Origin of the sequence: Klebsiella ornithinolytica NBRC 105727 = ATCC 31898, from assembly GCF_001598295.1 — a bacterium.
Taxonomy (GTDB): domain Bacteria; phylum Pseudomonadota; class Gammaproteobacteria; order Enterobacterales; family Enterobacteriaceae; genus Klebsiella; species Klebsiella ornithinolytica.
The window spans coordinates 1-22,783 of the sequence record NZ_BCYR01000024.1; the positions used below are offsets into that span (position 1 = coordinate 1).

Sequence of the window (22,783 nt, forward strand, 5' to 3'; positions counted from 1 at the left end):
TCGTTTTTCAGAAGTTTTCTCTTTCAACCCGGCGGCTTGTTTGCCGTTGTTCCGTGTCGATGGAGGCGCATTATAGGGAGTTCTCGAGCGCCCGCAATAGAAAAATTGCAGAAAAATGACTGACTGCTGCATTCCCCAGCAAAACCCCGCTTTATACCCTGTTACACACAGAATTATCCACAGATTGCGCCCCTTCTTAGCTGATAAAGTCCGTCAAAAGCCCCTTCTATATAGAGAAGAGAGCGGCAAAAAAGAGAAAGATAAAAATTCGCGAGCGTTGCGCAAACGTTTTCGTTACAATGCCGCGCTATGACAAGGATGCCCGGTTGGGTGCGTTAGGTGAGTTTTTCGACAAAAACTCACCTAACGCTCTCTGTAATGTTCAAATCCTGGGGATTTAATACCATGCAACAACGTCGTCCAGTCCGCCGCGCTCTGCTCAGTGTTTCTGACAAGGCCGGTATCGTCGAATTCGCGCAGGCTCTTTCCGCTCGTGGTGTTGAGCTACTGTCTACGGGTGGTACCGCACGCCTGCTGGCTGAGAAAGGTCTGCCGGTAACCGAAGTCTCTGACTACACCGGTTTCCCGGAAATGATGGATGGACGCGTTAAGACCCTGCATCCAAAAGTACACGGCGGTATTCTCGGCCGTCGCGGCCAGGATGATGAGATCATGGCCCAGCACGCGATCTCTCCTATCGATATGGTTGTTGTTAACCTTTATCCGTTTGCCCAGACCGTCGCCCGCGAAGGGTGTTCGCTGGAAGATGCGGTAGAAAATATCGATATCGGCGGCCCGACCATGGTGCGCTCCGCGGCCAAGAACCATAAAGACGTGGCTATCGTCGTGAAGAGCCATGACTACCACGCCATTATTAAAGAGATGGATGCTAACGACGGTTCCCTGACTCTGGAAACCCGCTTCGATCTCGCCATTAAAGCTTTCGAGCACACCGCTGCCTACGACAGCATGATTGCCAACTACTTCGGCAGCATGGTTCCGGCCTATCATGGTGAGACTCAGGAAGCCTCCGGCCGCTTCCCGCGTACGCTGAACCTGAACTTCATTAAGAAGCAGGATATGCGCTACGGCGAGAACAGCCATCAGCAGGCCGCCTTCTATATAGAAGAAGACATTAAAGAGGCGTCGGTTGCGACCGCCACTCAGGTTCAAGGCAAAGCCCTTTCTTATAACAACATCGCCGATACCGATGCGGCGCTGGAGTGCGTGAAAGAGTTCAGCGAACCGGCCTGCGTGATTGTCAAACACGCCAACCCGTGCGGCGTCGCAGTCAGCACTTCAATTCTGGATGCTTACGATCGCGCCTACAAAACCGACCCGACCTCCGCATTCGGCGGCATTATCGCCTTCAACCGTGAACTGGATGCGGAAACCGCGCAGGCCATCATTTCTCGCCAGTTTGTTGAAGTGATCATTGCCCCATCCGCCAGCGAAGAGGCCCTGAAGGTGACGGCGGCCAAGCAGAACGTCCGCGTTCTGACCTGCGGCGAGTGGGCGGCACGCGTCCCGGGTCTCGATTTCAAACGCGTTAACGGCGGCCTGCTGGTTCAGGATCGCGACCTGGGCATGGTCACCGAGAGCGATCTGCGCGTCGTGACGAAACGCCAGCCTACCGAGCAGGAACTGCGCGACGCGCTGTTCTGCTGGAAAGTGGCGAAGTTCGTGAAATCCAACGCGATTGTCTATGCAAAAGAGAACATGACCATCGGGATAGGTGCAGGCCAGATGAGCCGCGTTTACTCGGCGAAAATTGCCGGTATCAAAGCGGGCGATGAAGGTCTGGAAGTGAAAGGCTCGGCAATGGCTTCTGACGCCTTCTTCCCGTTCCGTGACGGTATCGACGCTGCTGCTGCAGTGGGCATTACCTGTGTTATCCAGCCTGGCGGCTCTATCCGTGATGATGAAGTCATTGCCGCAGCTGACGAACACGGCATTGCGATGATCTTCACCGACATGCGTCACTTCCGCCATTAATTCACGGAGCAGAACATGAAAGTATTAGTGATTGGCAACGGCGGCCGCGAGCACGCGCTGGGATGGAAGGCGGCACAGTCTCCGCTGGTCGACACCGTCTACGTGGCGCCGGGTAACGCCGGCACCGCCCTGGAGCCTGCGCTGCAAAACGTGAATATCGGCGTGACCGATATTCCGGCGCTGCTGGACTTTGCACAGCGCGAAAAGATCGATCTGACCATCGTCGGCCCGGAAGCGCCGCTGGTGATTGGCATTGTCGATGCGTTCCGCGCTGCGGGCCTGAAAATCTTCGGCCCGACCGAAGGCGCCGCCCAGCTGGAAGGCTCAAAAGCCTTTACCAAAGATTTCCTCGCGCGGCATAACATTCCGACCGCGGAATATCAGAACTTCACCGAAGTCGAACCGGCACTGGCCTATCTGCGCGAAAAAGGCGCCCCGATTGTTATCAAGGCGGACGGTCTGGCGGCCGGTAAAGGCGTGATTGTCGCGATGACGCTACAAGAAGCGGAAGAGGCGGTTCAGGATATGCTGGCCGGCAACGCATTTGGCGACGCGGGTCATCGGATCGTGATCGAAGAGTTCCTCGATGGTGAAGAAGCCAGCTTTATCGTCATGGTCGACGGCGAGCACGTCCTGCCGATGGCCACCAGCCAGGACCACAAACGCGTAGGCAATGGCGATACCGGTCCGAATACCGGCGGTATGGGCGCCTACTCACCCGCCCCGGTGGTCACGGATGAGGTGCATCAGCGCACGATGGATCGCATCATTTGGCCAACGGTCAAAGGCATGGCGGCGGAAGGCAATACCTATACCGGTTTCCTGTACGCCGGTCTGATGATCGACAAACAGGGCAATCCAAAAGTCATCGAGTTCAACTGCCGTTTCGGCGATCCGGAAACGCAGCCCATTATGCTGCGTATGAAATCCGATATGGTGGAGCTGTGCCTCGCCGCCTGTGACGGTAAGCTGGATGAGAAAACCTCCGAGTGGGACGATCGCGCCTCGCTTGGCGTGGTGGTTGCCGCAGGCGGCTATCCGGGCAACTACGCCACCGGTGACGAAATCTTCGGCCTGCCGCAGGAAGAAGCGGTGGATGGCAAGGTCTTCCATGCCGGGACGAAGCTTGCCGACGACCAGCGCGTGGTGACTAACGGCGGCCGCGTACTGTGCGTGACGGCATTGGGCGACACCGTAGCCCAGGCGCAGCAGCGTGCCTACGAACTCCTGACCGGTATTCATTGGGAAGGAAGCTTCAGCCGTAGCGATATCGGCTGGCGCGCTATTGCCCGCGAGCAACGCTAGCGTCTGAGCGTAACCTCATAACAGGCCTCATTGACGGGCGGCTTCATTCTGGAGTCGCCCGTTTTTTATCGTCAGCCCGCCAACCTGTCACGGAGGATGTTCGGCTACCCGCCTCAGAGAAGCGTATGGTGGAGGAGGACAGAGGGAATGGTAACCGCGCCGATAGCGCAAAGCGTCTCTGACAGGAGGTCAGAAGGTTTTTTCCTGCGGCTGCCAGGTACAGAAGTCTTCGTTGGCCACCAGCAAAAGCTGAGCGCCGTCTGAGGCTTCCAGCCACGCCACGCTCACCTCAACGGAGGAGTGATTCTGGCGGCGTTCAATATGGGCTAAGGCCCGCGCATCCAGATCCGGCTTCACGGTTTGCCCTTCACAGGTCGTCACCGTCTGGTTGGCATGCCAGCGCCCCTGACGCAGAACAACGCGCCCTTGTCGCAATGCGTCGCTGGTCCGGCGAATCTGCGTTGCCCGGTAGCGGTAAAGCGCCACCTGATCGCTGGAAAGCTGCTGTTTTTGTCCGTCCACTTCGCGCTGCATAAAGCTCAGTTCGCCCTGATCATCAAAACGGGCGCGAATGTGTTCCGTCGGTTTGCCGTAGACGTTGAGTTCGATAAGCGTGAGCCGGTCGCCCTGCCAGCGGTATTCGCTGGTTGAAGTGTTGCCGTGACGCCACGGGCTGAAGGCGGCAAGCAGATGCACTTCGCCGTTGGAGTCCAGACGCCAGATACGCATCGCGCCCTGGTTGTCCGCATACCCGCTGGCGGTAAAAGGTGGGACAGAAGAATCATGGCTACAGGCAGAGATCAGCACGACGCCTGCCAGCATCAATGCGCGACGCCAGATAGACAAAAGGGGCTTTAAGGCCCCTTCGTTAAAACTGTACACTGCCACGCGGTCTTACTTAACTGCGTCTTTCAGTGCTTTACCAGAAACAAACGCCGGCACGTTAGCAGCGGCAATTTTGATTTCGTTACCGGTCTGCGGGTTGCGGCCAGTACGCTCAGCGCGGTGGTTCACTTTGAAGGTACCGAAACCAACCAGTTGAACAGCATCACCTTCTTTCAGAGACTCAGTAATTGCAGCCAGGGTAGATTCCAGGGCAGCTTTTGCCTGTGCTTTGGACAGGTCAGCTTTGTCCGCAATTACATCAATCAGTTGAGTCTTGTTCATAAGTTATCCTTACAATGTGTTTATCGCTTGCTAAGCACCGAGTGCGACGGAAATGCCTGAAAAGCACTCTCCTGCATACACGCACCGATAGCCACTTTTTTTCGCCCTCCAAATGTAGACCAGACGGGGGGCGGAATGGAAGCCTTCAGACGCTACAATTCAGGCGGTAAATCACGTTTTCTGGTCTCACTGCTGAAAATTTATACCGATATTGCTCTCACCGGCTTCACGAAGGTCTGCACGCAGCCCTTTGATCAGTTCAATATCGCGTTCTTCACAGTCGGCCAGCAGGCGGAAAATTTCCCACTGAATATCCCATTCTTGCTCAACCGCCGGGTTCTCTTTGAGCTCTTCATCGGTCATTTCACGACCTGCCTGGGTCATTTCCAGCATCGCGACGGTCGTAATCGAACTCTTGCTCACCTCAATGGCGTGCTCAAGCGTTTCTCCGCTCAGACGCGAATGAATCAGTTCACTCAGAGCAACGCAGGCATCGATAGCCGGGTACACGCCGTACAGATCATAGTCGTCGGCCACCGGAATCGCCTCTTCCAGTTTTTCCAGCTGGCTATCGAAATTCACCTTCGCATCTTTGACGGTCAGAGTTTCCCAAATCAGATCGAGGATACGACGATACAGCTGGCCGTCGGCAAATCCGGTTTGCTGGCAGAACATCGCGTAATTGGGGTACATGCGCTCGCACAAACAGGCCATAAAGGTGACGTGCTGCCAGCTTTCCAGCTTCTCCAGGCGCAGATGAATCGGGTTTTGTAACATGATGAATTCTCGAAGTCAGAAATTAGCCGCAGTGTACCTGAATCAGCGGTGATTTGCTTGCCAACGCACAAATGCCGGACGCCGCGAAGCAACCGCATCGGCCCAGCGCGTAGGCTCCGGCAGGCGGTAGCCCTTGATGCAGCGCTGAACCCATGTCAACGCACTATCGAGAGCCACCCGGTGACCGGTGCTGACAAACAGCGGGTTGCAACGCGCTTTGCTGCGCCAGACCCACGCCAGCTGCTCGTTTTTATCCATCAGCGGCGCCAGCGCTCCCGGCTCATCGCCGGGCAGCATAAACTGACCGCACAGGCGCTTTTTTGCCACGCCAATGGTCGGAACATCCACCAGCAGGCCAAAATGGCTGGCGACGCCCAGGCGCCGGGGATGAGAAATCCCGTGGCCATCGACAAAGAGCAGGTCTGGTTTTTGTGCGAGCTGCTGCCATGCCGCCAGCAGCGCGGGCGTTTCACGAAAGGAGAGAAAACCGGGGATATACGGCATGGTGGTGGCAACGCGCGCCACCTGATACTCAACCAGTTCCAGAGATGGATAAGCGAGCAGCACAATAGCCGCCCGCGTCACTTCACCTTCTTGCTCGAAGCCAACGTCCGCACCGCCGATCAGCCGGGGAGGATCCCGATCCAGTCGATCCTCACGAATGACCGACGCGGCCAGCTCCTGCTGCCGTTCACGTAGCGACGCCAGATCCATATTCGCTCCTTAGCGATGGTATTGCGCCGACAGCCGGTGCACCGCTTCCACAAATACGCCGGCGTGTTCAGGATTCACATCCTGATGGATGCCATGACCGAGGTTAAAGACATGGCCCTCTCCCTGACCAAAGCCGGCCAGTATGGTCGCGACTTCTTCTTCAATACGGCCCGCAGGCGCATAGAGCATGGAAGGGTCCATATTGCCCTGCAGCGCCACTTTGTGACCGACGCGGCGGCGCGCATCGGCGATATCGGTGGTCCAGTCGAGACCCAGCGCATCACAGCCGGTTTCGGCCATCGCTTCCAGCCACTGTCCACCGCCTTTGGTGAATAAGGTCACCGGTACGCGGCGGCCTTCGTTTTCACGCAGCAGGCCATCAACGATTTTGTGCATGTAATAGAGCGAGAACTGCTGATAATCGCGGCCGGTCAGCACGCCACCCCAGGTATCAAAAATCATCACCGACTGGGCGCCCGCTTTGATTTGCGCGTTCAGGTACAGCGTGACGCTTTTGGCCAGCTTTTCGAGCAGCGCATGCAGCGCCTGCGGGTCGGCATACATCATTTTCTTGATCACAGTGAAGGCCTTGCTACTGCCCCCTTCAACCATATAGGTCGCCAGCGTCCACGGGCTACCGGAGAAACCAATCAGCGGAACCTCGCCTTTTAGTTCGCGGCGAATCGTCCGCACGGCGTTCATCACGTAACCGAGCTCATCTTCCGGATCGGGCACCGGCAGTTTGTCGACATCGGCTTTGCAGGTAATCGTCGAGGTGAAACGTGGGCCTTCGCCGGTTTCGAAATAGAGCCCCAGCCCCATTGCGTCAGGGATGGTCAAAATGTCCGAGAAGAGGATCGCCGCATCCAGCGCATAGCGGCGCAGCGGCTGCAATGTGACTTCGCAGGCCAGCTCGGCGTTTTTACACAGCGACATAAAGTCGCCCGCCTGGGCACGAGTGGCTTTGTACTCCGGTAAATAGCGGCCCGCCTGGCGCATCATCCACACCGGGGTCACATCAACGGGTTGGCGCAGCAGCGCACGCAGATAACGATCGTTCTTCAGTTCGGTCATTTTGCAGTTCCTTAAGCGTCAGGCCGTTATTGTATCACGTCATTCCTCGTCGGCCCGACACATTGCCACGGTGTCTTCTATCAGGCGGCGCGCTACGGTACCCGGCGGCGGCAACAGCGGTAAATCATCATAGCGATACCAGCCAGCCTGCAGCAGCTCCTTCTTGTCGATCACAATCTCGCCGCTGTCATATTCCGCCATAAATGCGGTCATCAGCGACTGCGGGAACGGCCATGGCTGGGAGGTCACGTAGCGCAGATTTTTCACCTTCAGACCGCACTCTTCCATCACCTCGCGGGCAACCGCCTGCTCCAGCGTCTCTCCCACTTCGACAAACCCGGCCAGCACCGTATGTACGCCATTGCGATGGCGGGTATGCTGTGCCAGCAAGATAGAATCGTCCCGGCGAATCGCCACGATCATGCAGGGCGCAATTTGCGGGTAATAACGTTCGCGGCAGTGGCTGCATAGCATCGCCCATTCGGTTTTGCTGGGATGCATAGGATGCCCGCAGTAGCCGCAGAATTTATGCGAGCGGTAAAATTCGGCCAGCTGGATCCCGCGTCCCGCCAGTTGAAACAGCCCCGGATCCTGATCCAATAACTGACGCAACGATCCCATATCATGCCGACGATCCTGGCGCACCATCCACACCGCGTCGCCTTGCCATTCGCCAATATGCAGTGCGTGCTGGCCGACAAGATTGAAATTTACCGCTTCGCCATGTGGTAATTCCCCGTCGGGTAACCATAATTTTTGTTCGTGACTGACGATCCACCAGCCGCGATCTAATTTTTCAATAATACGATCCATATCTATTGCACTACCTTCGTTTTACTGGCACTTTTAACATTATATTTACATTTTGGTGAGCAACGTTATTTTCTTAATCTTGCGGAGTCAACCATGTTAAACCAGCTGGAAAACCTAACGGAACGTGTTGGAGGCAGTAATGAACTGGTCGATCGCTGGCTGCATGTACGTAAGCATTTGCTCGTCGCTTACTACAAGCTGGTTGGCCTGAAACCAGGAAAAGAATCCTTTATGCGGCTTAACGAAAAGGCGCTGGATAGCTTTTGCCAAAGCCTGGTGGATTACCTCTCCTCCGGCCATTTTAGTATTTATGAACGTATTCTTGGCGAAATGGAAGGTGATACGCCACTTTTGGCGGCCACCAGACTCTATCCGCAGCTGGAAGCCAATACCCAGCAAATTATGGATTACTACGACTCCTGCCTCGAAAATGCTATCGATCATGATAATTATCTTGAGTTCCAGCAGGCGTTGTCTGATATCGGCGAAGCGCTGGAAGCCCGCTTTGCGCTGGAAGATAAGCTGATCGCCCTCGCCATTTCGTACAACCTGCGGGACAACGTCAGCGACAATATCGCGCCGACTGCTTGAGTTGTGAACCGTTAACGAGTAATTTACAGACATTCTCCCTCTGCGGAGGGAGCGTTATCTTGTCGGAGTGCCTATTTTCCACACTGGAAAAGGCTGAGACCGTTAATTCGGGATCCGCGGAACCTGATCAGGCTAATACCTGCGAAGGGAACAAGAGTAAACTGCAAAGAGCGGCCGTCCCTCCAGGACCAAACGCATCTGTTACTCCATCCGTCGTCTGACAAGCCATCTCCTTTTCGTCTGGAATGAGCTATGTCTACAGAAAAACTAACCCGTCGACAGCAGCGCGAACGCGCCCAGCGTTTTATCGACACTCTTGAAGGTTCGGTCTTCCCCAACTCGCAGCGTATCTACATTCAGGGTTCGCAGGATGATATTCGCGTCCCGATGCGGGAAATCCAGCTTAGCCCCACGCTTATCGGCGGCGGCAAAGAAAATCCGCGCTATGAAGATAACGAAGCGATCCCGGTGTACGACACCTCCGGTCCCTACGGCGACCCCGATATCGCGATCGATGTCCACCAGGGTCTGGCAAAGCTGCGCCAGCCGTGGATTGACGCGCGTAACGATAGCGAACCGCTGAGCCATCGCAGCTCCGCTTACACCCAGCAACGCCTGGCTGATGACGGCCTCGACGAGCTGCGCTTCAGCCGCCTACTGACGCCAAAGCGGGCCGCCGCAGGCCGCCGCGTGACTCAGCTCCACTACGCCCGCCGGGGCCTCGTCACGCCTGAGATGGAGTTTATCGCCATCCGCGAAAATATGGGCCGCGAGCGCATTCGTAGCGAAGTGCTGCGCCACCAGCACCCGGGGGAAGGGTTTGGCGCCCATCTGCCGGACAACATCACGCCGGAGTTTGTCCGTGACGAAGTGGCCGCCGGGCGCGCCATTATTCCGGCCAATATCAACCATCCAGAGTCGGAGCCGATGATTATCGGCCGTAATTTTCTGGTCAAAGTTAACGCCAATATCGGCAACTCCGCCGTCACCTCCTCCATTGAGGAAGAGGTAGAAAAGCTGGTGTGGTCAACCCGCTGGGGCGCGGATACGGTGATGGATCTCTCCACCGGCCGCTATATCCACGAAACCCGCGAGTGGATCCTGCGTAACAGTCCGGTGCCTATCGGTACGGTGCCGATCTATCAGGCGCTGGAAAAGGTAAACGGCATTGCCGAGGACCTAAGCTGGGAAGCATTTCGCGACACCCTGCTGGAGCAGGCGGAGCAAGGCGTTGACTACTTCACCATCCATGCCGGCGTCCTGCTGCGCTACGTTCCGATGACCGCCAGACGCCTCACCGGCATTGTCTCCCGCGGCGGTTCGATCATGGCGAAATGGTGCCTGTCGCACCATCAGGAAAACTTCCTCTATCAGCACTTTCGCGAAATTTGTGAAATCTGCGCCGCCTATGACGTCTCGCTATCGCTCGGCGACGGTCTGCGTCCGGGCTCGATCCAGGACGCCAACGATGAAGCGCAGTTTGCCGAGCTGCGAACCTTAGGCGAGCTGACGAAAATCGCCTGGGAGTACGACGTGCAGGTGATGATTGAAGGCCCGGGCCACGTGCCGATGCAGATGATCCGCCGCAACATGACCGAAGAGCTGGAGCACTGTCACGAAGCGCCGTTCTATACCCTCGGGCCGTTAACCACCGATATCGCCCCGGGCTACGATCACTTCACTTCCGGCATTGGCGCTGCGATGATCGGCTGGTTTGGCTGCGCGATGCTCTGCTACGTGACGCCGAAAGAGCACCTCGGGCTGCCGAACAAAGAGGACGTTAAGCAGGGGCTGATTACCTACAAAATCGCCGCCCACGCCGCCGACCTTGCCAAAGGCCATCCCGGGGCGCAGATCCGCGATAACGCCATGTCAAAAGCGCGTTTCGAATTCCGCTGGGAGGACCAGTTCAATCTCGCCCTCGACCCGTTCACCGCCCGCGCCTGGCACGATGAAACCCTGCCGCAGGAGTCGGGAAAAGTCGCCCACTTCTGCTCCATGTGCGGACCCAAATTCTGTTCAATGAAAATCAGCCAGGAAGTACGCGACTATGCCGCCCTCCAGAACATCGAAAGCGGAATGGCCGATATGTCGCAGGACTTCCGCGCTCGCGGCGGCGAAATCTATTTACGTAAGGAGCAAGCCTGATGTATCAACCCGATTTTCCCCCGGTCCCTTTTCGTTTAGGACTCTACCCGGTCGTGGATAGCGTGGCGTGGATTGAACGCCTGCTGAAAGCGGGCGTGCGCACCATCCAGCTGCGAATTAAGGATCGGCGCGAGGCTGACGTTGAGGACGATGTCATCGCCGCTATCGCGCTCGGTCGTCAATATCATGCCCGGCTGTTTATCAACGACTACTGGCAGCTGGCCATTAAGCATCAGGCCTACGGCGTGCATCTGGGCCAGGAGGACCTGGAAACGACGGACCTGAGCGCGATCCGCAACGCCGGCCTGCGTCTTGGGGTCTCGACCCATGACGATATGGAGATCGACGTTGCGCTGGCCGCACGCCCCTCCTATATCGCCCTGGGCCACGTTTTTCCTACGCAAACCAAACAGATGCCTTCCGCCCCTCAGGGGCTGGAACAGCTTGCCCGCCATATCCAGCGTCTGGAAGATTATCCGACGGTGGCGATCGGCGGCATCAGCCTCGAACGCGCTCCGGCGGTGCTGGACGCCGGCGTTGGCAGCATTGCCGTGGTCAGCGCGATTACCCAGGCGGCGGACTGGCGGCAGGCCACCGCCCGGCTGCTGGAAATAGCGGGAGCAGGCGATGAATGATAGCGATTTTATGCGCTACAGCCGCCAGCTGATGCTGGAAGATATTGCCATCGAAGGTCAGCAGAAGCTGCTCGCCAGCCGGGTGCTGATCGTCGGTCTCGGCGGGCTGGGCTCGCCTGCTGCGCTGTACCTGGCCGGGGCCGGTGTCGGCACGCTGGTGCTGGCCGATGACGACGACGTGCACGTCAGCAACCTACAGCGGCAAATTCTGTTCACCAGCGATGATATCGCGCAACCCAAAACCACGGCCGCCAGAGCAAGGCTCGCTCGTCTCAACCCGCAAATTGAACTGATTGCGCTGAAGCAGCGGTTAGGCGGAAAGGCCCTGCTGGATGAAGTGGCGAAGGCCGATGTGGTACTGGATTGCACCGATAATATGGTGACCCGCCAGGCGATCAATGCCGCCTGCGTCGCCCTTGCAACACCGTTGATTACCGCCAGCGCCGTCGGGCTGGGAGGCCAGCTGATGGTACTGACGCCGCCGTGGGAACAGGGCTGCTATCGCTGCCTGTGGCCAGATGCTAACGAGCCCGAACGCAACTGTCGTACGGCGGGCATTATCGGCCCGGTAGTCGGCATGATGGGTACCCTCCAGGCGCTGGAGGCTATCAAGCTACTCAGCGGCATGGCAACGCCGCGTAATACTTTGCGGTTGTTCGATGCCCGTACCAGCAGCTGGCGCGCACTTGCATTACAGCGGGCTCAGGGTTGTCCAGTATGTGGAGGGCAGCATGCAGGTGTGGTTTAACGATGAACCGTTGCAGTGCGCCGAAGCGACATCCGTCGCCGCCCTGCTCACTCAGCTGGAACAGCATCAGCCGGGCGTCGCGCTGGCGCTCAATCAACACATCCTGCCGCGCGAGCGGTGGGAACACCATCTTCTGCAGGAAGGCGACCAAATCCTGCTTTTTCAGGTTATCGCCGGGGGCTGACATGTTACGTATTGCGGATAAAACATTTGAATCACATCTTTTCACCGGTACCGGTAAATTCGCCGCTCCCGACGTGATGGTGGAGGCCATTCGCGCCTCCGGCAGTCAGCTGGTGACGCTGGCAATGAAACGCGTCGATTTACGTCAGCATAATGACGCTATCCTCGCACCGCTACTGGCGGCTGGCGTGAGCCTGCTGCCCAATACCTCCGGGGCCAAAACGGCAGAAGAAGCCGTATTTGCCGCCCGTCTGGCGCGGGAAGCGTTGGGTACCCACTGGCTGAAGCTGGAAATCCATCCGGATGCGCGCTGGCTGCTCCCCGATCCGATTGAAACGCTGAAAGCGGCAGAAATTCTGGTACGGGAAGGCTTTGTGGTGCTGCCCTACTGCGGCGCCGATCCGGTACTGTGCAAGCGTCTGGAAGAGGCGGGCTGCGCGGCGGTGATGCCACTCGGCGCGCCGATCGGTTCCAACCAGGGGCTGGAAACCAGAGCGATGCTGGAAATTATTATCGAGCAGGCCACGGTACCTGTGGTGGTTGATGCCGGTATTGGCGTGCCGAGCCATGCAGCGCAGGCGCTGGAAATGGGTGCCGACGCGGTACTGGTGAATACCGCCATCGCCGTCGCCGACGACCCGGTCACCATGGCCCGGGCTTTCCGCCTGGCGATTGATGCCGGATTGCTGGCGCGACAGGCTGGCCCGGGGGCGCGCAGCGCGCAGGCGCAGGCCACCAGCCCACTGACCGGCTTTCTGGAGGCGCTGGTATGAATACCTTCACTGACCGCTGGCGGCAGCTGGACTGGGACGATATTCGCCTGCGTATCAACAGTAAAACCCCCGCCGACGTTGAACGCGCCCTGGCGGCAAAACAGCTCAGCCGCGACGATATGATGGCCCTGCTCTCTCCTGCCGCCGCGGGTTATCTGGAGCCGCTGGCGCAGCGTGCGCAGCGCCTGACTCGCCAGCGTTTTGGTAATACCGTCAGCTTTTATGTCCCGCTGTATCTCTCTAATCTGTGCGCCAACGATTGTACCTACTGCGGTTTCTCAATGAGTAACCGTATCAAGCGCAAGACTCTGGATGAGGCGGAAATTGCCCGTGAATGCGCGGCGATCCGCGAAATGGGCTTTGAGCATCTGCTGCTGGTGACCGGCGAACATCAAAGCAAAGTCGGCATGGACTATTTTCGCCAGCATCTGCCCGCGATTCGCCGCCAGTTCGCCTCGCTGCATATGGAGGTCCAGCCGCTGGCGATGGCGGAGTATGCCGAGCTGAAAACCCTCGGGCTGGACGGCGTGATGGTCTATCAGGAGACCTATCATGAAAGTATGTATGCGAAACATCATCTGAAAGGCAAAAAGCAGGATTTTTTCTGGCGACTGGATACGCCGGACAGGCTTGGAGAGGCGGGAATTGATAAGATTGGCCTTGGCGCATTAATTGGCCTCTCCGACAGCTGGCGCGTGGATTGCTTTATGGTGGCGGAACATCTGCTGTGGCTCCAGCAACGCTACTGGCGCAGCCGCTACTCCATCTCCTTTCCGCGATTACGCCCTTGCGCCGGGGGCATCGAGCCCGCCTCATTAATGGATGAACGGCAGCTGGTGCAAACCATTTGCGCCTTCCGCCTGCTGGCCCCGGAAGTGGAGCTCTCGCTCTCCACCCGTGAATCCCCCTGGTTCCGCGATCGGGTGATCCCGCTGGCCATCAACAACGTCAGTGCATTTTCGAAAACGCAGCCCGGCGGGTATGCCGATAACCATCCGGAGCTGGAGCAGTTCGCGCCTCACGATGACCGTCGCCCGGAAGAGGTTGCCAGCGCGCTGGTAGCCAGCGGACTGCAGCCGGTATGGAAAGACTGGGATAGCTGGCTGGGACGCGCTTCCCGCTCATCATGATGAGGAATGTAACGTCGTAAACGTTCTTCGTGGACGATCGTAATGAGAGAAACGGGAGATTGTGGTCATATTTCCGTTTCTCTATTCTGCCCTGGTCAGCAGCGGATGCTGACCAGGGCGAAACTTCTCTTCCTCATTTTCGCCCTGCTTCATCGCATTCATAGCTCTCACGATCGAAGATAAATCCCATCCTCCCGCTGGCCACAGTTATAATTAACCAGGCAACATCTGATTCGCTTGCCAGGCATTGCGACTAATCCTGCGCTTCTTCCCATGGAAAAAACCTTCTGGAACGATTTAAAACACATGGCTCGTCACAGTAGAAAGCTCTCTTTTACTATGCCAATTCTTATTGGCTTTGCCGGGATTTTACTCAGCTTTTTGCTGATCGCCGTATTCGTCACCACGACGCAGAGACAGAACTTTCTCGAGGACTATCACCACGTTAATCGCAATTTCACCCATAACCTGGCCGTGAACTATACGGAATCGCTGCTGCGTGGAAATGATTATATCCTCGCCAGGGCAACCAAGTTCTTTGCGAACAACGATAAGTTAAATCAGGCCATTAATATCGATCCGCAAAGTGGGTTGCAGGAATTAATGCAGCTGCAGGAGCTGATGCCAACCGTCTCTTCTATTTCGCTGGCGGATACCCAGGGCCATTACCTCCGGGCGCCTGAAGTGCTGGAAAATGATAACAGCCGCGCCTTCGATCCGAAGTCCAGACCGTGGTTTATCAAACAGGCGGAGGCCAGCACGTTCAGCCACTATACCAGTCCCTATCTGGATTTCTTTACACAGCATCCGACCATTACGCTCTATAAACCGGTCATCTCACCGGAAGGCCGGCTCAAAGGCAGCCTCGCATTTCATCTGGATCTGACCTCAATGGGATACGCTTTACGCCAGATGGTCGCACCTGTTCAGGGCGAGTTTTTCGTCGTGCAGCGCGACGGGAAAGTCGTACTCCATCCGGATACCGGCGCGCTTTTTAAACCCTATGTCCGCGACGATCTCATGGACAAAATGACCAGCGCCGAGGGTCAGCTGTATGACGAGAAAAAGGGCATCTGGTATTACTATTATTCGTTCACCAATCCAGACTGGTTTGTCATCTACCGCGTGGATAACACCACGCTGATCGATTTAACCCGGTATGAAACCGATATCGTGCTTTGGGGGTTTGCCCTGGCCGCCATTGTGATTATTCTCTTTGGCCTCTATCTGCGCCACGCATCCCACACGGTGCTGATGAATATCATCAACGCGATTAAAACCGGCGACGTTAACCGTGCTCCGCGGCTGGAAGCGATGCTGAGTAAAGCCATCGAAAGTAATAAACAGCGCGAACTGATCTATGTCCGCCAGGCTACCATCGATGCGCTCACCGGCTGTAAAAACCGCCGCGCCTTCGACAGCGATACCGCCGCGCTAATGAACGATCATCAACCTTTCGCGCTGGCCCTGGTCGATATCGATAACTTCAAATCGATTAACGACACCTGGGGTCACCTCAACGGCGATATTGTTTTACGCAACGTCGCACGTGAAGGACTGCAAATCCTGCAACCTCAGAATATTTCACTCTACCGCTATGGCGGCGAAGAGTTTGCCGTGATTTTCACCGGCGAGCATATTGCCAATGCGCCGGCGATACTGGAAAGCTGGCGACTCAACATTGCCCAACGCACCTGGCGTGAAGAAGGACTGATGGTAACCTTCAGCGCGGGCCTGGGCGAATGGAATATGGAGCCTCTGGAGCAGCTAGTGGTGAGCGTTGATGAAGCGCTTTATAAAGCCAAGCAGCAGGGCAAAAACCGTATCGTCCGCGCTTAAAACCACCTGCATCTGCAGGCCCGTCAGCCCGGATTTTACTGTTTTCAACCCTAAAACCGAAACCGGTTTCATTATTTTGTGATGCCTTACACACAATCACGGCAAAGCGGTTGTCGTGTCTGTCGGCCCGCGATAAAGATGATGCATCAAGGGAACATAAGGGCCATCAACTATGAAGAATATCGTTTTATGCTGCGCCGCTGGAATGTCCACCAGCATGCTGGTTCAACGCATGCAGGCCGCGGCACAACAGAAAGGTGTGGAAGTCTCCATCAAAGCCGTACCGGTTGCCGAGTTTAAAGATAATCTTGCTACTGCCGATATTATCCTGCTCGGTCCTCAGGTGAAGTACGAGCAAGCTAAGCTCCAGGCGCTGGCCGACCCGTTTGGTAAAAAAGTCGCCGTTATCGATATGATGGATTACGGCATGATGAAAGGCGATGCTGTTCTCGATAAAGCCCTGAAGTTGATGGAGTAAGTCATGGAAGATTTAGAAACGATCATTATGGAGCTGTTGGTGAATGCGGGTTCTGCCCGCAGTTCGGCATTAACGGCTCTGCAGCTGGCCCGCAAAGGTGATTTTGCGGCTTCTGAGCAGGCAATGGCAGAATCACATGAGTTTGTGAAGCATGCGCATAAAATCCAGACCCAGCTCATCGGTCTCGATGAAGGCACAGGTAAGCTGCCGGTGAACCTGATTACCGTTCACTCCCAGGATCATCTGATGAATGCCATGGTGATACAGGATCTGGCAACCGATATGATTGAACTGTATCGTCGCACCGCGTAGTCAATAAACGCAGTGAATAGCAGGTGCCCGCCAGGCACCTGCTTTTTTTATTACAAGAAGCCGTAAAGCGCGGCGAAGACCCAGCCAAACACGCACGAAACGCTGACGCCAATGAGCCCCGGCAGAATAAAGCTATGGTTAATCACAAAGCGGCCGATATGCGTCGTCCCTGAGCGATCGAACTGAATCGCCGCCAGGTCGCTCGGGTAGGTTGGCAGAATATAATAGCCATAGCAGGCTGGCGCGGAGGCGACAATGTAGGCCGGATCGACGCCAATCGCCAGCGCCACCGGGACAATCGCCGCCAGCGCTGCGGCCTGGGAATTGACAAACTTGGAGACCAGCAGCAGTACGATGGCATAGGCCCACGGATACTCCTTCACCATTTCGCCGAGCACGCCTTTAATCTCCGTCATGTGCGCGCCGAACATCGTTTCCGCCATCCAGGCAATACCGTACACCGCCACAATGGCGATCATCCCCGAGCGGAAAACCTCATTCTTAGAAATCGACGCCGGGTTAGTTTTGGTGATGATGATGATGAGTGCGCCGGAGAGCAGCATGAACATCTGAATCACCAGTACCATCGACAGCGGCTTGCCGTTGAATGCCGGACGCAGTTCGGAGAAGGCCCCCAGAACGGCAACCACGGCAATCGACGCCAGGAAGATCCACATGGCGACCCAGTTACTGGTCGGCAGTTTTCGATCCAGCAGCGTTGCCGTATCGCCATAAACATAATGACGGTTTTCCGGCGTTGAGATGAAAGCCTGAAACGCGTCGTCTTTATCTAAGTCTTTACCGCGAAACCAGCTAAAAATACCGATTGCCAGAATCCCCAGCAACGTAGAGGGAATGGTAATAGCCAGCAGATCGAGAAATTCGAGATGCTTACCGTTGAAGGTAAAGTTGCCCAGCATCGCCACCAATGACACCACCGCTACGGACACCGGACTGGCGATAATCCCCATCTGTGCGCCAATGGAGCTGGCCGCCATCGGGCGCTCGGGACGAATATTGTTCTTGATAGCGACGTCATAAATAATCGGCAAAATCGTATAAACCACGTGGCCGGTGCCGCAAAGAATGGTCAGCGTACAGGTGACGAAAGGAGCCACAATGGAGACATATTTTGGATTGCGCCGCAGAAGTTTCTCAGCGATCTGCAGCATCACATCTAACCCGCCGGAAGCCTGAAGCGTCGCCGAAGCGGCAACAACCGCAATAATCACCAGCATCACATCAACCGGTGGCTTACCCGGCTGAAGATGAAAGACAAAGACCAAAATAACCAGCCCGATACCGCCTAAAAGACCCAGTGCGATACCGCCCTTTCTGGCACCATAAAAGAGACAAATTAAGATAATGATGAGTTGTATTGCGAATTCCATGCATCCCCCAGCCCCTGGCTATGAAAATCAAAAGACTTATCTTCTGCTGCCGTATTATTTAGCCATCTCCCGCATCGCGTTTTACGGGTATAAACCGCCCTCCTCGGCTTTATGAACCCGAAGATAAAAGAAAAAGTAATCACATGATTAATTGGACTTTTTGACTATATCGCCTTTGATTTGCTGATTTTTTGATACGTGTAGAATTTTTACCCATCAATAAGTGTGGGTATTAAGAAAAAACAGCCAGCCAACTTTTATATGAATTGTTTGCTGCTTAATTGAGGGGGAAATATTAATGGAATGTAATTCATTATGAGGGGACGGAAGCGGATATTATCGTGGCAGATGTCGGGATAATAAAAAAGCCAGTCAGGAGACCTGACTGGCTTTTTAAGCGTAGCGTCAACGATTAATCGTTGTCGGAACCGCCCAGACCTGCGTTCAGCAGTTCTGCCAGGTTAGCAGAAGCTTCTTCCACGCTCACCTGAGGTGCTGCAGGCTGTTCGCCCGCGGCGCGGCGGCGCATACGATCCTGGTGGTACGCATAGCCGGTACCCGCCGGGATCAGACGACCGACGATAACGTTCTCTTTCAGGCCGCGCAGTTCGTCGCGTTTGCCCGCAACGGCTGCTTCGGTCAGGACACGCGTGGTCTCCTGGAACGATGCGGCAGAGATGAACGACTCGGTTGCCAGAGACGCTTTGGTGATACCCAGCAGGTCGCGGGAGTAAGTCGCCGCCACTTTGCCGTTCGCTTCCAGATCGCGGTTAGCAATCTTGACGCGGGAGTATTCAACCTGTTCGCCTTCCAGGAAGTCGGAGCTACCTGCGCTTTCGATGGTCGCTTTGCGCAGCATCTGACGAACGATAACTTCGATGTGCTTATCGTTAATCTTAACGCCTTGCAGACGGTAAACGTCCTGTACTTCGTTGGTGATATAACGCGTTACCGCGTGTACGCCACGAAGACGCAGAATGTCGTGCGGTGCTTCCGGACCGTCGGAAACCACATCACCACGTTCTACACGTTCACCTTCGAACACGTTCAGCTGACGCCATTTCGGAATCATCTCTTCGTACGGATCGCTGCCGTCTAACGGAGTGATAACCAGACGACGTTTGCCTTTGGTTTCTTTACCGAAGGAAATGATACCGCTGATTTCCGCCAGGATCGCCGGCTCTTTCGGACGACGTGCTTCGAACAGGTCCGCAACGCGCGGCAGACCACCGGTGATGTCCTTGGTACCGCTGGATTCCTGAGGAATACGCGCCAGAGCGTCACCCGCACTGATCTGTACGCCATCTTCCAGCTGGACAATCGCTTTGCCCGGCAGGAAGTACTGAGCAGGCATATCGGTACCTGGGATCAGAACGTCGTTGCCCTGTGCATCAACAATTTTCAGCGCTGGACGCAGATCTTTACCACCCGCGGTACGTTCTGCAGAATCCAGAACAACCAGGGATGACAGACCGGTTAATTCGTCGGTCTGACGGGTAATGGTCTGGCCGTCAATCATGTCAGTAAAGCGGATGAAACCACTAACTTCAGAGATAACCGGCATGGTGTGCGGATCCCAGTTTGCCACGGTTTCACCGCCGGCAACCTGCTCGCCATCGCCTTTCGCCATAACGGCGCCGTAAGGCACTTTATAGCTTTCTTTAGTACGACCGAATTCGTCGATCAGCTTCAGTTCGGTGTTACGCGAGGTCACAACCAGCTTGCCAGCGGAGTTCACAACCGACTTGGCGTTAGACAGCTTGATGCTACCCTTGTTTTTCACCTGAATGCTGGATTCAGCAGCCGCACGAGATGCCGCACCACCGATGTGGAACGTACGCATCGTCAGCTGTGTACCCGGCTCACCGATGGACTGTGCCGCGATAACGCCGATTGCTTCACCTTTGTTGATGATGTGGCCACGCGCCAGGTCACGACCGTAGCAGTGCGCACATACACCAAAGTCGGTGTCACAGGATACAACGGAACGCACTTTGACGGAGTCAACGGAGTTCTCTTCCAGCAGGTCACACCAGTGCTCGTGCAGCAGCGTGTTGCGTGGAACCAGAATGTCCGCGGTACCCGGCTTCAGAACGTCTTCAGCGGTCACACGACCCAGTACGCGATCGCGCAGCGGCTCTTTAACATCGCCACCCTCGATAACCGGGGTCATGGTGATGCCTTCCAGGGTGCCACAGTCATCTTCAGTAACAACCAGATCCTGGGCAACGTCAACCAGACGACGGGTCAGGTAACCGGAGTTCGCTGTTTTCAGTGCGGTATCCGCCAGACCTTTACGCGCACCGTGAGTAGAGATGAAGTACTGGAGTACGTTCAGACCTTCACGGAAGTTCGCGGTGATTGGCGTTTCGATGATGGAGCCATCCGGCTTCGCCATCAGACCACGCATACCCGCCAGCTGACGAATCTGTGCCGCAGAACCACGCGCACCGGAGTCGGCCATCATGTAGATGCTGTTGAAGGAAACCTGCTGCTCTTCGACGCCGTCACGGTTAATCACGGTTTCGGTTTGCAGGTTATCCATCATCGCTTTGGATACACGATCGTTCGCCGCAGCCCAGATATCGATAACTTTGTTATAGCGTTCGCCCGCGGTAACCAGACCGGACTGGAACTGTTCCTGGATCTCAGCAACTTCGGCTTCCGCCTCAGAGATGATCTCGTGTTTTTTCTCCGGGATGACCATGTCATCAATACCAACGGATGCACCTGAACGCGCTGCATAAGCAAAGCCGGTGTACATCGTCTGGTCCGCAAAAATAACGGTCGGTTTCAGGCCCAGAATACGGTAGCAGGTATTCAGCATCTTAGAGATGGCTTTCTTACCCAGCGCCTGGTTCACGATAGAGAACGGCAGACCTTTCGGCACGATCATCCACAGAATCGCACGGCCAACGGTCGTGTCTTTCAGGCTGGTTTTCGCAACGAACTGGCCGTTTTCATCTTTTTCGTATTCGGTGATACGCACTTTAACGCGCGCATGCAGAGAGGCCAGACCGGCGCGATAAATACGCTCCGCTTCTTTCGGGCCAGTCAGCACCATGCCTTCGCCTTTGGCGTTAACACAGTCACGGGTCATGTAGTACAGACCCAGTACAACGTCCTGAGACGGAACGATGATTGGTTCGCCGTTCGCCGGGGACAGGATGTTGTTGGTAGACATCATCAGCGCACGCGCTTCCAGCTGGGCTTCCAGCGTCAGCGGTACGTGAACAGCCATCTGGTCACCATCGAAGTCGGCGTTATAGGCCGCACAAACCAGCGGGTGCAGCTGGATAGCTTTACCTTCGATCAGTACCGGTTCAAATGCCTGGATACCCAAACGGTGCAGGGTTGGTGCACGGTTCAGCAGTACCGGGTGTTCGCGGATAACTTCGTCCAGGATATCCCAGACAACCGCTTCTTCGCGCTCAACCATTTTCTTCGCGGCTTTGATGGTGGTGGCCAGGCCACGCAGTTCCAGCTTGCCGTAAATGAACGGTTTGAACAGCTCCAGCGCCATTTTCTTCGGCAGACCGCACTGATGCAGACGCAGGTATGGACCTACGGTGATAACAGAACGACCGGAGTAGTCAACACGCTTACCGAGCAGGTTCTGACGGAAACGACCCTGTTTACCTTTGATCATGTCGGCCAAAGATTTCAGAGGACGCTTGTTAGAACCGGTGATCGCACGACCGCGACGACCGTTATCCAGCAGGGCATCAACCGCTTCCTGCAGCATACGTTTTTCGTTGCGTACGATGATATCCGGCGCAGCCAGATCCAGCAGACGTTTCAGACGGTTGTTACGGTTAATGACGCGACGATACAGATCGTTCAGGTCAGAAGTCGCGAAACGACCACCATCCAGCGGTACCAGCGGGCGCAGATCTGGCGGCAGAACCGGCAGAACGGTCAGGATCATCCACTCCGGCTTGTTGCCAGACTGAACGAACGCTTCCAGCAGCTTGATACGCTTGGTCAGCTTTTTACGTTTGGTTTCGGAGTTAGTTTCGTTCAGCTCTTCACGCAGCTGCTCGCACTCTTGCTCCAGATCCATGCTTTTCAGCAGGGCCTGAATAGCTTCCGCACCCATCTTCGCATCGAATTCGTCACCAAACTCTTCCAGCGCATCCAGATACTGCTCTTCAGTCAGGATCTGATTACGTTCCAGGTTGGTCATTCCGCCTTCGATAACCACATAGGATTCGAAGTACAGAACACGTTCGATATCGCGCAGCGGCATATCCAGCAGCAGGCCGATACGGGACGGCAGCGATTTCAGGAACCAAATGTGGGCGGTCGGAGAGGCCAGTTCGATGTGGCCCATGCGCTCACGACGCACTTTAGTCTGGGTCACTTCAACGCCGCACTTCTCACAGATAACACCACGGTGTTTCAGGCGCTTGTACTTACCGCACAGGCACTCGTAATCTTTTACCGGCCCAAAGATACGGGCGCAGAAAAGGCCGTCACGCTCTGGTTTGAACGTACGGTAGTTAATGGTTTCCGGCTTTTTAACTTCACCAAAAGACCATGAACGGATCATGTCTGGCGATGCCAGAGCAATTTTGATCGCATCAAACTCTTCGGTTTTAGTTTGCGCTTTCAGAAACTTTAATAAGTCTTTCACGGATTTGCTCCCGTCGGAGTTAGCACAATCTGGCGCCGGGGGTTACCCCGGCACCAGTGACCTGTTTGAGCGAG

Annotated in this window: 20 protein-coding genes and 1 riboswitch; of the genes, 12 read left to right on the forward strand and 8 right to left on the reverse strand. The window is 55.8% G+C overall.

The genetic code is table 11. The features are described from left to right. Positions 1–405 precede the first annotated feature (405 nt). Together purH and purD are read left to right on the forward strand one after the other, a co-directional pair. Positions 406–1,995 (forward strand): bifunctional phosphoribosylaminoimidazolecarboxamide formyltransferase/IMP cyclohydrolase, encoded by a 1,590-nt coding sequence (gene purH / locus ROR01S_RS24915; protein WP_015585382.1) that lies wholly within the window; start codon positions 406–408, stop codon positions 1,993–1,995. Positions 1,996–2,010: 15 nt separating this feature from the next. Then, positions 2,011–3,300: a phosphoribosylamine--glycine ligase gene (gene purD, locus ROR01S_RS24920; RefSeq protein ID WP_015585383.1), complete on the forward strand. Its 1,290-nt coding sequence runs from the start codon at positions 2,011–2,013 to the stop codon at positions 3,298–3,300. Between the two features lie 189 nt (positions 3,301–3,489). On the opposite strand, the gene ROR01S_RS24925 is transcribed toward purD, so the two are convergent. From ROR01S_RS24925 to nudC, 6 genes are all read right to left on the reverse strand, one after another. After that, positions 3,490–4,182, reverse strand: a complete 693-nt coding sequence (locus ROR01S_RS24925) for a DUF1481 domain-containing protein (protein WP_015585384.1) — start codon at positions 4,180–4,182, stop codon at positions 3,490–3,492. 12 nt (positions 4,183–4,194) lie between these two features. After that, on the reverse strand, positions 4,195–4,467 hold the full coding sequence (hupA, locus tag ROR01S_RS24930) for a nucleoid-associated protein HU-alpha (protein ID WP_004097675.1): 273 nt from the start codon (positions 4,465–4,467) through the stop codon (positions 4,195–4,197). A 186-nt stretch (positions 4,468–4,653) separates the two neighbouring features. Further along, a complete protein-coding gene (locus ROR01S_RS24935; RefSeq protein WP_004118446.1) occupies positions 4,654–5,244 on the reverse strand; it encodes a YjaG family protein in 591 nt (196 codons plus the stop codon). Positions 5,245–5,286: 42 nt separating this feature from the next. Then, on the reverse strand, positions 5,287–5,958 hold the full coding sequence (gene nfi, locus ROR01S_RS24940; protein WP_004118445.1) for a deoxyribonuclease V: 672 nt from the start codon (positions 5,956–5,958) through the stop codon (positions 5,287–5,289). A 9-nt stretch (positions 5,959–5,967) separates the two neighbouring features. Then, positions 5,968–7,032: a uroporphyrinogen decarboxylase gene (gene hemE, locus ROR01S_RS24945; protein WP_004118444.1), complete on the reverse strand. Its 1,065-nt coding sequence runs from the start codon at positions 7,030–7,032 to the stop codon at positions 5,968–5,970. A 39-nt stretch (positions 7,033–7,071) separates the two neighbouring features. Then, positions 7,072–7,845, reverse strand: a complete 774-nt coding sequence (nudC, locus tag ROR01S_RS24950) for an NAD(+) diphosphatase (protein WP_004118443.1) — start codon at positions 7,843–7,845, stop codon at positions 7,072–7,074. Between the two features lie 93 nt (positions 7,846–7,938). On the opposite strand from nudC, the gene ROR01S_RS24955 reads away from it, so the two are divergent. The 10 genes from ROR01S_RS24955 (at position 7,939) to ROR01S_RS25000 (ending at position 16,682) form a co-directional block, all read left to right on the forward strand. Beyond that, on the forward strand, positions 7,939–8,436 hold the full coding sequence (locus ROR01S_RS24955; protein WP_004118442.1) for an Rsd/AlgQ family anti-sigma factor: 498 nt from the start codon (positions 7,939–7,941) through the stop codon (positions 8,434–8,436). 53 nt (positions 8,437–8,489) lie between these two features. Then, positions 8,490–8,603, forward strand: a riboswitch (TPP riboswitch). Between the two features lie 85 nt (positions 8,604–8,688). Then, the gene (gene thiC, locus ROR01S_RS24960) at positions 8,689–10,584 is read left to right on the forward strand and encodes a phosphomethylpyrimidine synthase ThiC (RefSeq protein WP_064359965.1); all 1,896 of its coding nucleotides are present in this window, start codon (positions 8,689–8,691) and stop codon (positions 10,582–10,584) included. Then, complete coding sequence (thiE, locus tag ROR01S_RS24965) at positions 10,584–11,219, forward strand: thiamine phosphate synthase (RefSeq protein WP_064359966.1); 636 nt, start codon at positions 10,584–10,586, stop codon at positions 11,217–11,219. Before thiC ends, thiE begins: the two co-directional genes overlap by 1 nt. Continuing rightward, a complete protein-coding gene (locus ROR01S_RS24970) occupies positions 11,212–11,967 on the forward strand; it encodes a HesA/MoeB/ThiF family protein (protein WP_064359967.1) in 756 nt (251 codons plus the stop codon). The genes thiE and ROR01S_RS24970 overlap by 8 nt, the downstream gene beginning before the upstream one ends. Continuing rightward, positions 11,879–12,151: a sulfur carrier protein ThiS gene (thiS, locus tag ROR01S_RS24975; RefSeq protein WP_501161683.1), complete on the forward strand. Its 273-nt coding sequence runs from the start codon at positions 11,879–11,881 to the stop codon at positions 12,149–12,151. Before ROR01S_RS24970 ends, thiS begins: the two co-directional genes overlap by 89 nt. 1 nt (position 12,152) lies before the next feature. Continuing rightward, entirely contained in the window at positions 12,153–12,923 is a 771-nt protein-coding gene (thiG, locus tag ROR01S_RS24980) for a thiazole synthase (protein WP_032718525.1), read from the forward strand. Beyond that, positions 12,920–14,053: a 2-iminoacetate synthase ThiH gene (thiH, locus tag ROR01S_RS24985; protein WP_004118432.1), complete on the forward strand. Its 1,134-nt coding sequence runs from the start codon at positions 12,920–12,922 to the stop codon at positions 14,051–14,053. Before thiG ends, thiH begins: the two co-directional genes overlap by 4 nt. A gap of 306 nt (positions 14,054–14,359) precedes the next feature. Continuing rightward, the gene (locus ROR01S_RS24990) at positions 14,360–15,892 is read left to right on the forward strand and encodes a sensor domain-containing diguanylate cyclase (protein ID WP_064359968.1); all 1,533 of its coding nucleotides are present in this window, start codon (positions 14,360–14,362) and stop codon (positions 15,890–15,892) included. Between the two features lie 172 nt (positions 15,893–16,064). Then, positions 16,065–16,370, forward strand: coding sequence for a PTS sugar transporter subunit IIB (locus tag ROR01S_RS24995; RefSeq protein WP_004118425.1), 306 nt, complete (start codon positions 16,065–16,067; stop codon positions 16,368–16,370). 3 nt (positions 16,371–16,373) lie between these two features. Then, positions 16,374–16,682 (forward strand): PTS lactose/cellobiose transporter subunit IIA, encoded by a 309-nt coding sequence (locus ROR01S_RS25000; protein WP_004118423.1) that lies wholly within the window; start codon positions 16,374–16,376, stop codon positions 16,680–16,682. A gap of 50 nt (positions 16,683–16,732) precedes the next feature. Here ROR01S_RS25000 and ROR01S_RS25005 read toward each other — a convergent pair whose 3' ends face one another. Both ROR01S_RS25005 and rpoC read right to left on the reverse strand, forming a co-directional pair. Continuing rightward, positions 16,733–18,073 (reverse strand): anaerobic C4-dicarboxylate transporter, encoded by a 1,341-nt coding sequence (locus ROR01S_RS25005; RefSeq protein WP_004118421.1) that lies wholly within the window; start codon positions 18,071–18,073, stop codon positions 16,733–16,735. A 412-nt stretch (positions 18,074–18,485) separates the two neighbouring features. Next, positions 18,486–22,709, reverse strand: a complete 4,224-nt coding sequence (rpoC, locus tag ROR01S_RS25010; RefSeq protein WP_015585387.1) for a DNA-directed RNA polymerase subunit beta' — start codon at positions 22,707–22,709, stop codon at positions 18,486–18,488. Between the last annotated feature and the right edge of the window lie 74 nt (positions 22,710–22,783).

Coding starts and splice junctions, on each gene's coding strand:
- ROR01S_RS24955 (WP_004118442.1), top strand. CDS start 7,939: ATGTTAAACCAGCTGGAAAACCTAACGGAACGTGTTGGAGGCAGTAAT.
- ROR01S_RS24990 (WP_064359968.1), top strand. CDS start 14,360: ATGGCTCGTCACAGTAGAAAGCTCTCTTTTACTATGCCAATTCTTATT.
- ROR01S_RS25000 (WP_004118423.1), top strand. CDS start 16,374: ATGGAAGATTTAGAAACGATCATTATGGAGCTGTTGGTGAATGCGGGT.
- hupA (WP_004097675.1), bottom strand. CDS start 4,467: ATGAACAAGACTCAACTGATTGATGTAATTGCGGACAAAGCTGACCTG.
- ROR01S_RS24970 (WP_064359967.1), top strand. CDS start 11,212: ATGAATGATAGCGATTTTATGCGCTACAGCCGCCAGCTGATGCTGGAA.
- nudC (WP_004118443.1), bottom strand. CDS start 7,845: ATGGATCGTATTATTGAAAAATTAGATCGCGGCTGGTGGATCGTCAGT.
- thiG (WP_032718525.1), top strand. CDS start 12,153: ATGTTACGTATTGCGGATAAAACATTTGAATCACATCTTTTCACCGGT.
- hemE (WP_004118444.1), bottom strand. CDS start 7,032: ATGACCGAACTGAAGAACGATCGTTATCTGCGTGCGCTGCTGCGCCAA.
- purH (WP_015585382.1), top strand. CDS start 406: ATGCAACAACGTCGTCCAGTCCGCCGCGCTCTGCTCAGTGTTTCTGAC.
- thiC (WP_064359965.1), top strand. CDS start 8,689: ATGTCTACAGAAAAACTAACCCGTCGACAGCAGCGCGAACGCGCCCAG.
- ROR01S_RS25005 (WP_004118421.1), bottom strand. CDS start 18,073: ATGGAATTCGCAATACAACTCATCATTATCTTAATTTGTCTCTTTTAT.
- thiH (WP_004118432.1), top strand. CDS start 12,920: ATGAATACCTTCACTGACCGCTGGCGGCAGCTGGACTGGGACGATATT.
- ROR01S_RS24935 (WP_004118446.1), bottom strand. CDS start 5,244: ATGTTACAAAACCCGATTCATCTGCGCCTGGAGAAGCTGGAAAGCTGG.
- ROR01S_RS24995 (WP_004118425.1), top strand. CDS start 16,065: ATGAAGAATATCGTTTTATGCTGCGCCGCTGGAATGTCCACCAGCATG.
- thiS (WP_501161683.1), top strand. CDS start 11,879: ATGCCCGTACCAGCAGCTGGCGCGCACTTGCATTACAGCGGGCTCAGG.
- purD (WP_015585383.1), top strand. CDS start 2,011: ATGAAAGTATTAGTGATTGGCAACGGCGGCCGCGAGCACGCGCTGGGA.
- nfi (WP_004118445.1), bottom strand. CDS start 5,958: ATGGATCTGGCGTCGCTACGTGAACGGCAGCAGGAGCTGGCCGCGTCG.
- thiE (WP_064359966.1), top strand. CDS start 10,584: ATGTATCAACCCGATTTTCCCCCGGTCCCTTTTCGTTTAGGACTCTAC.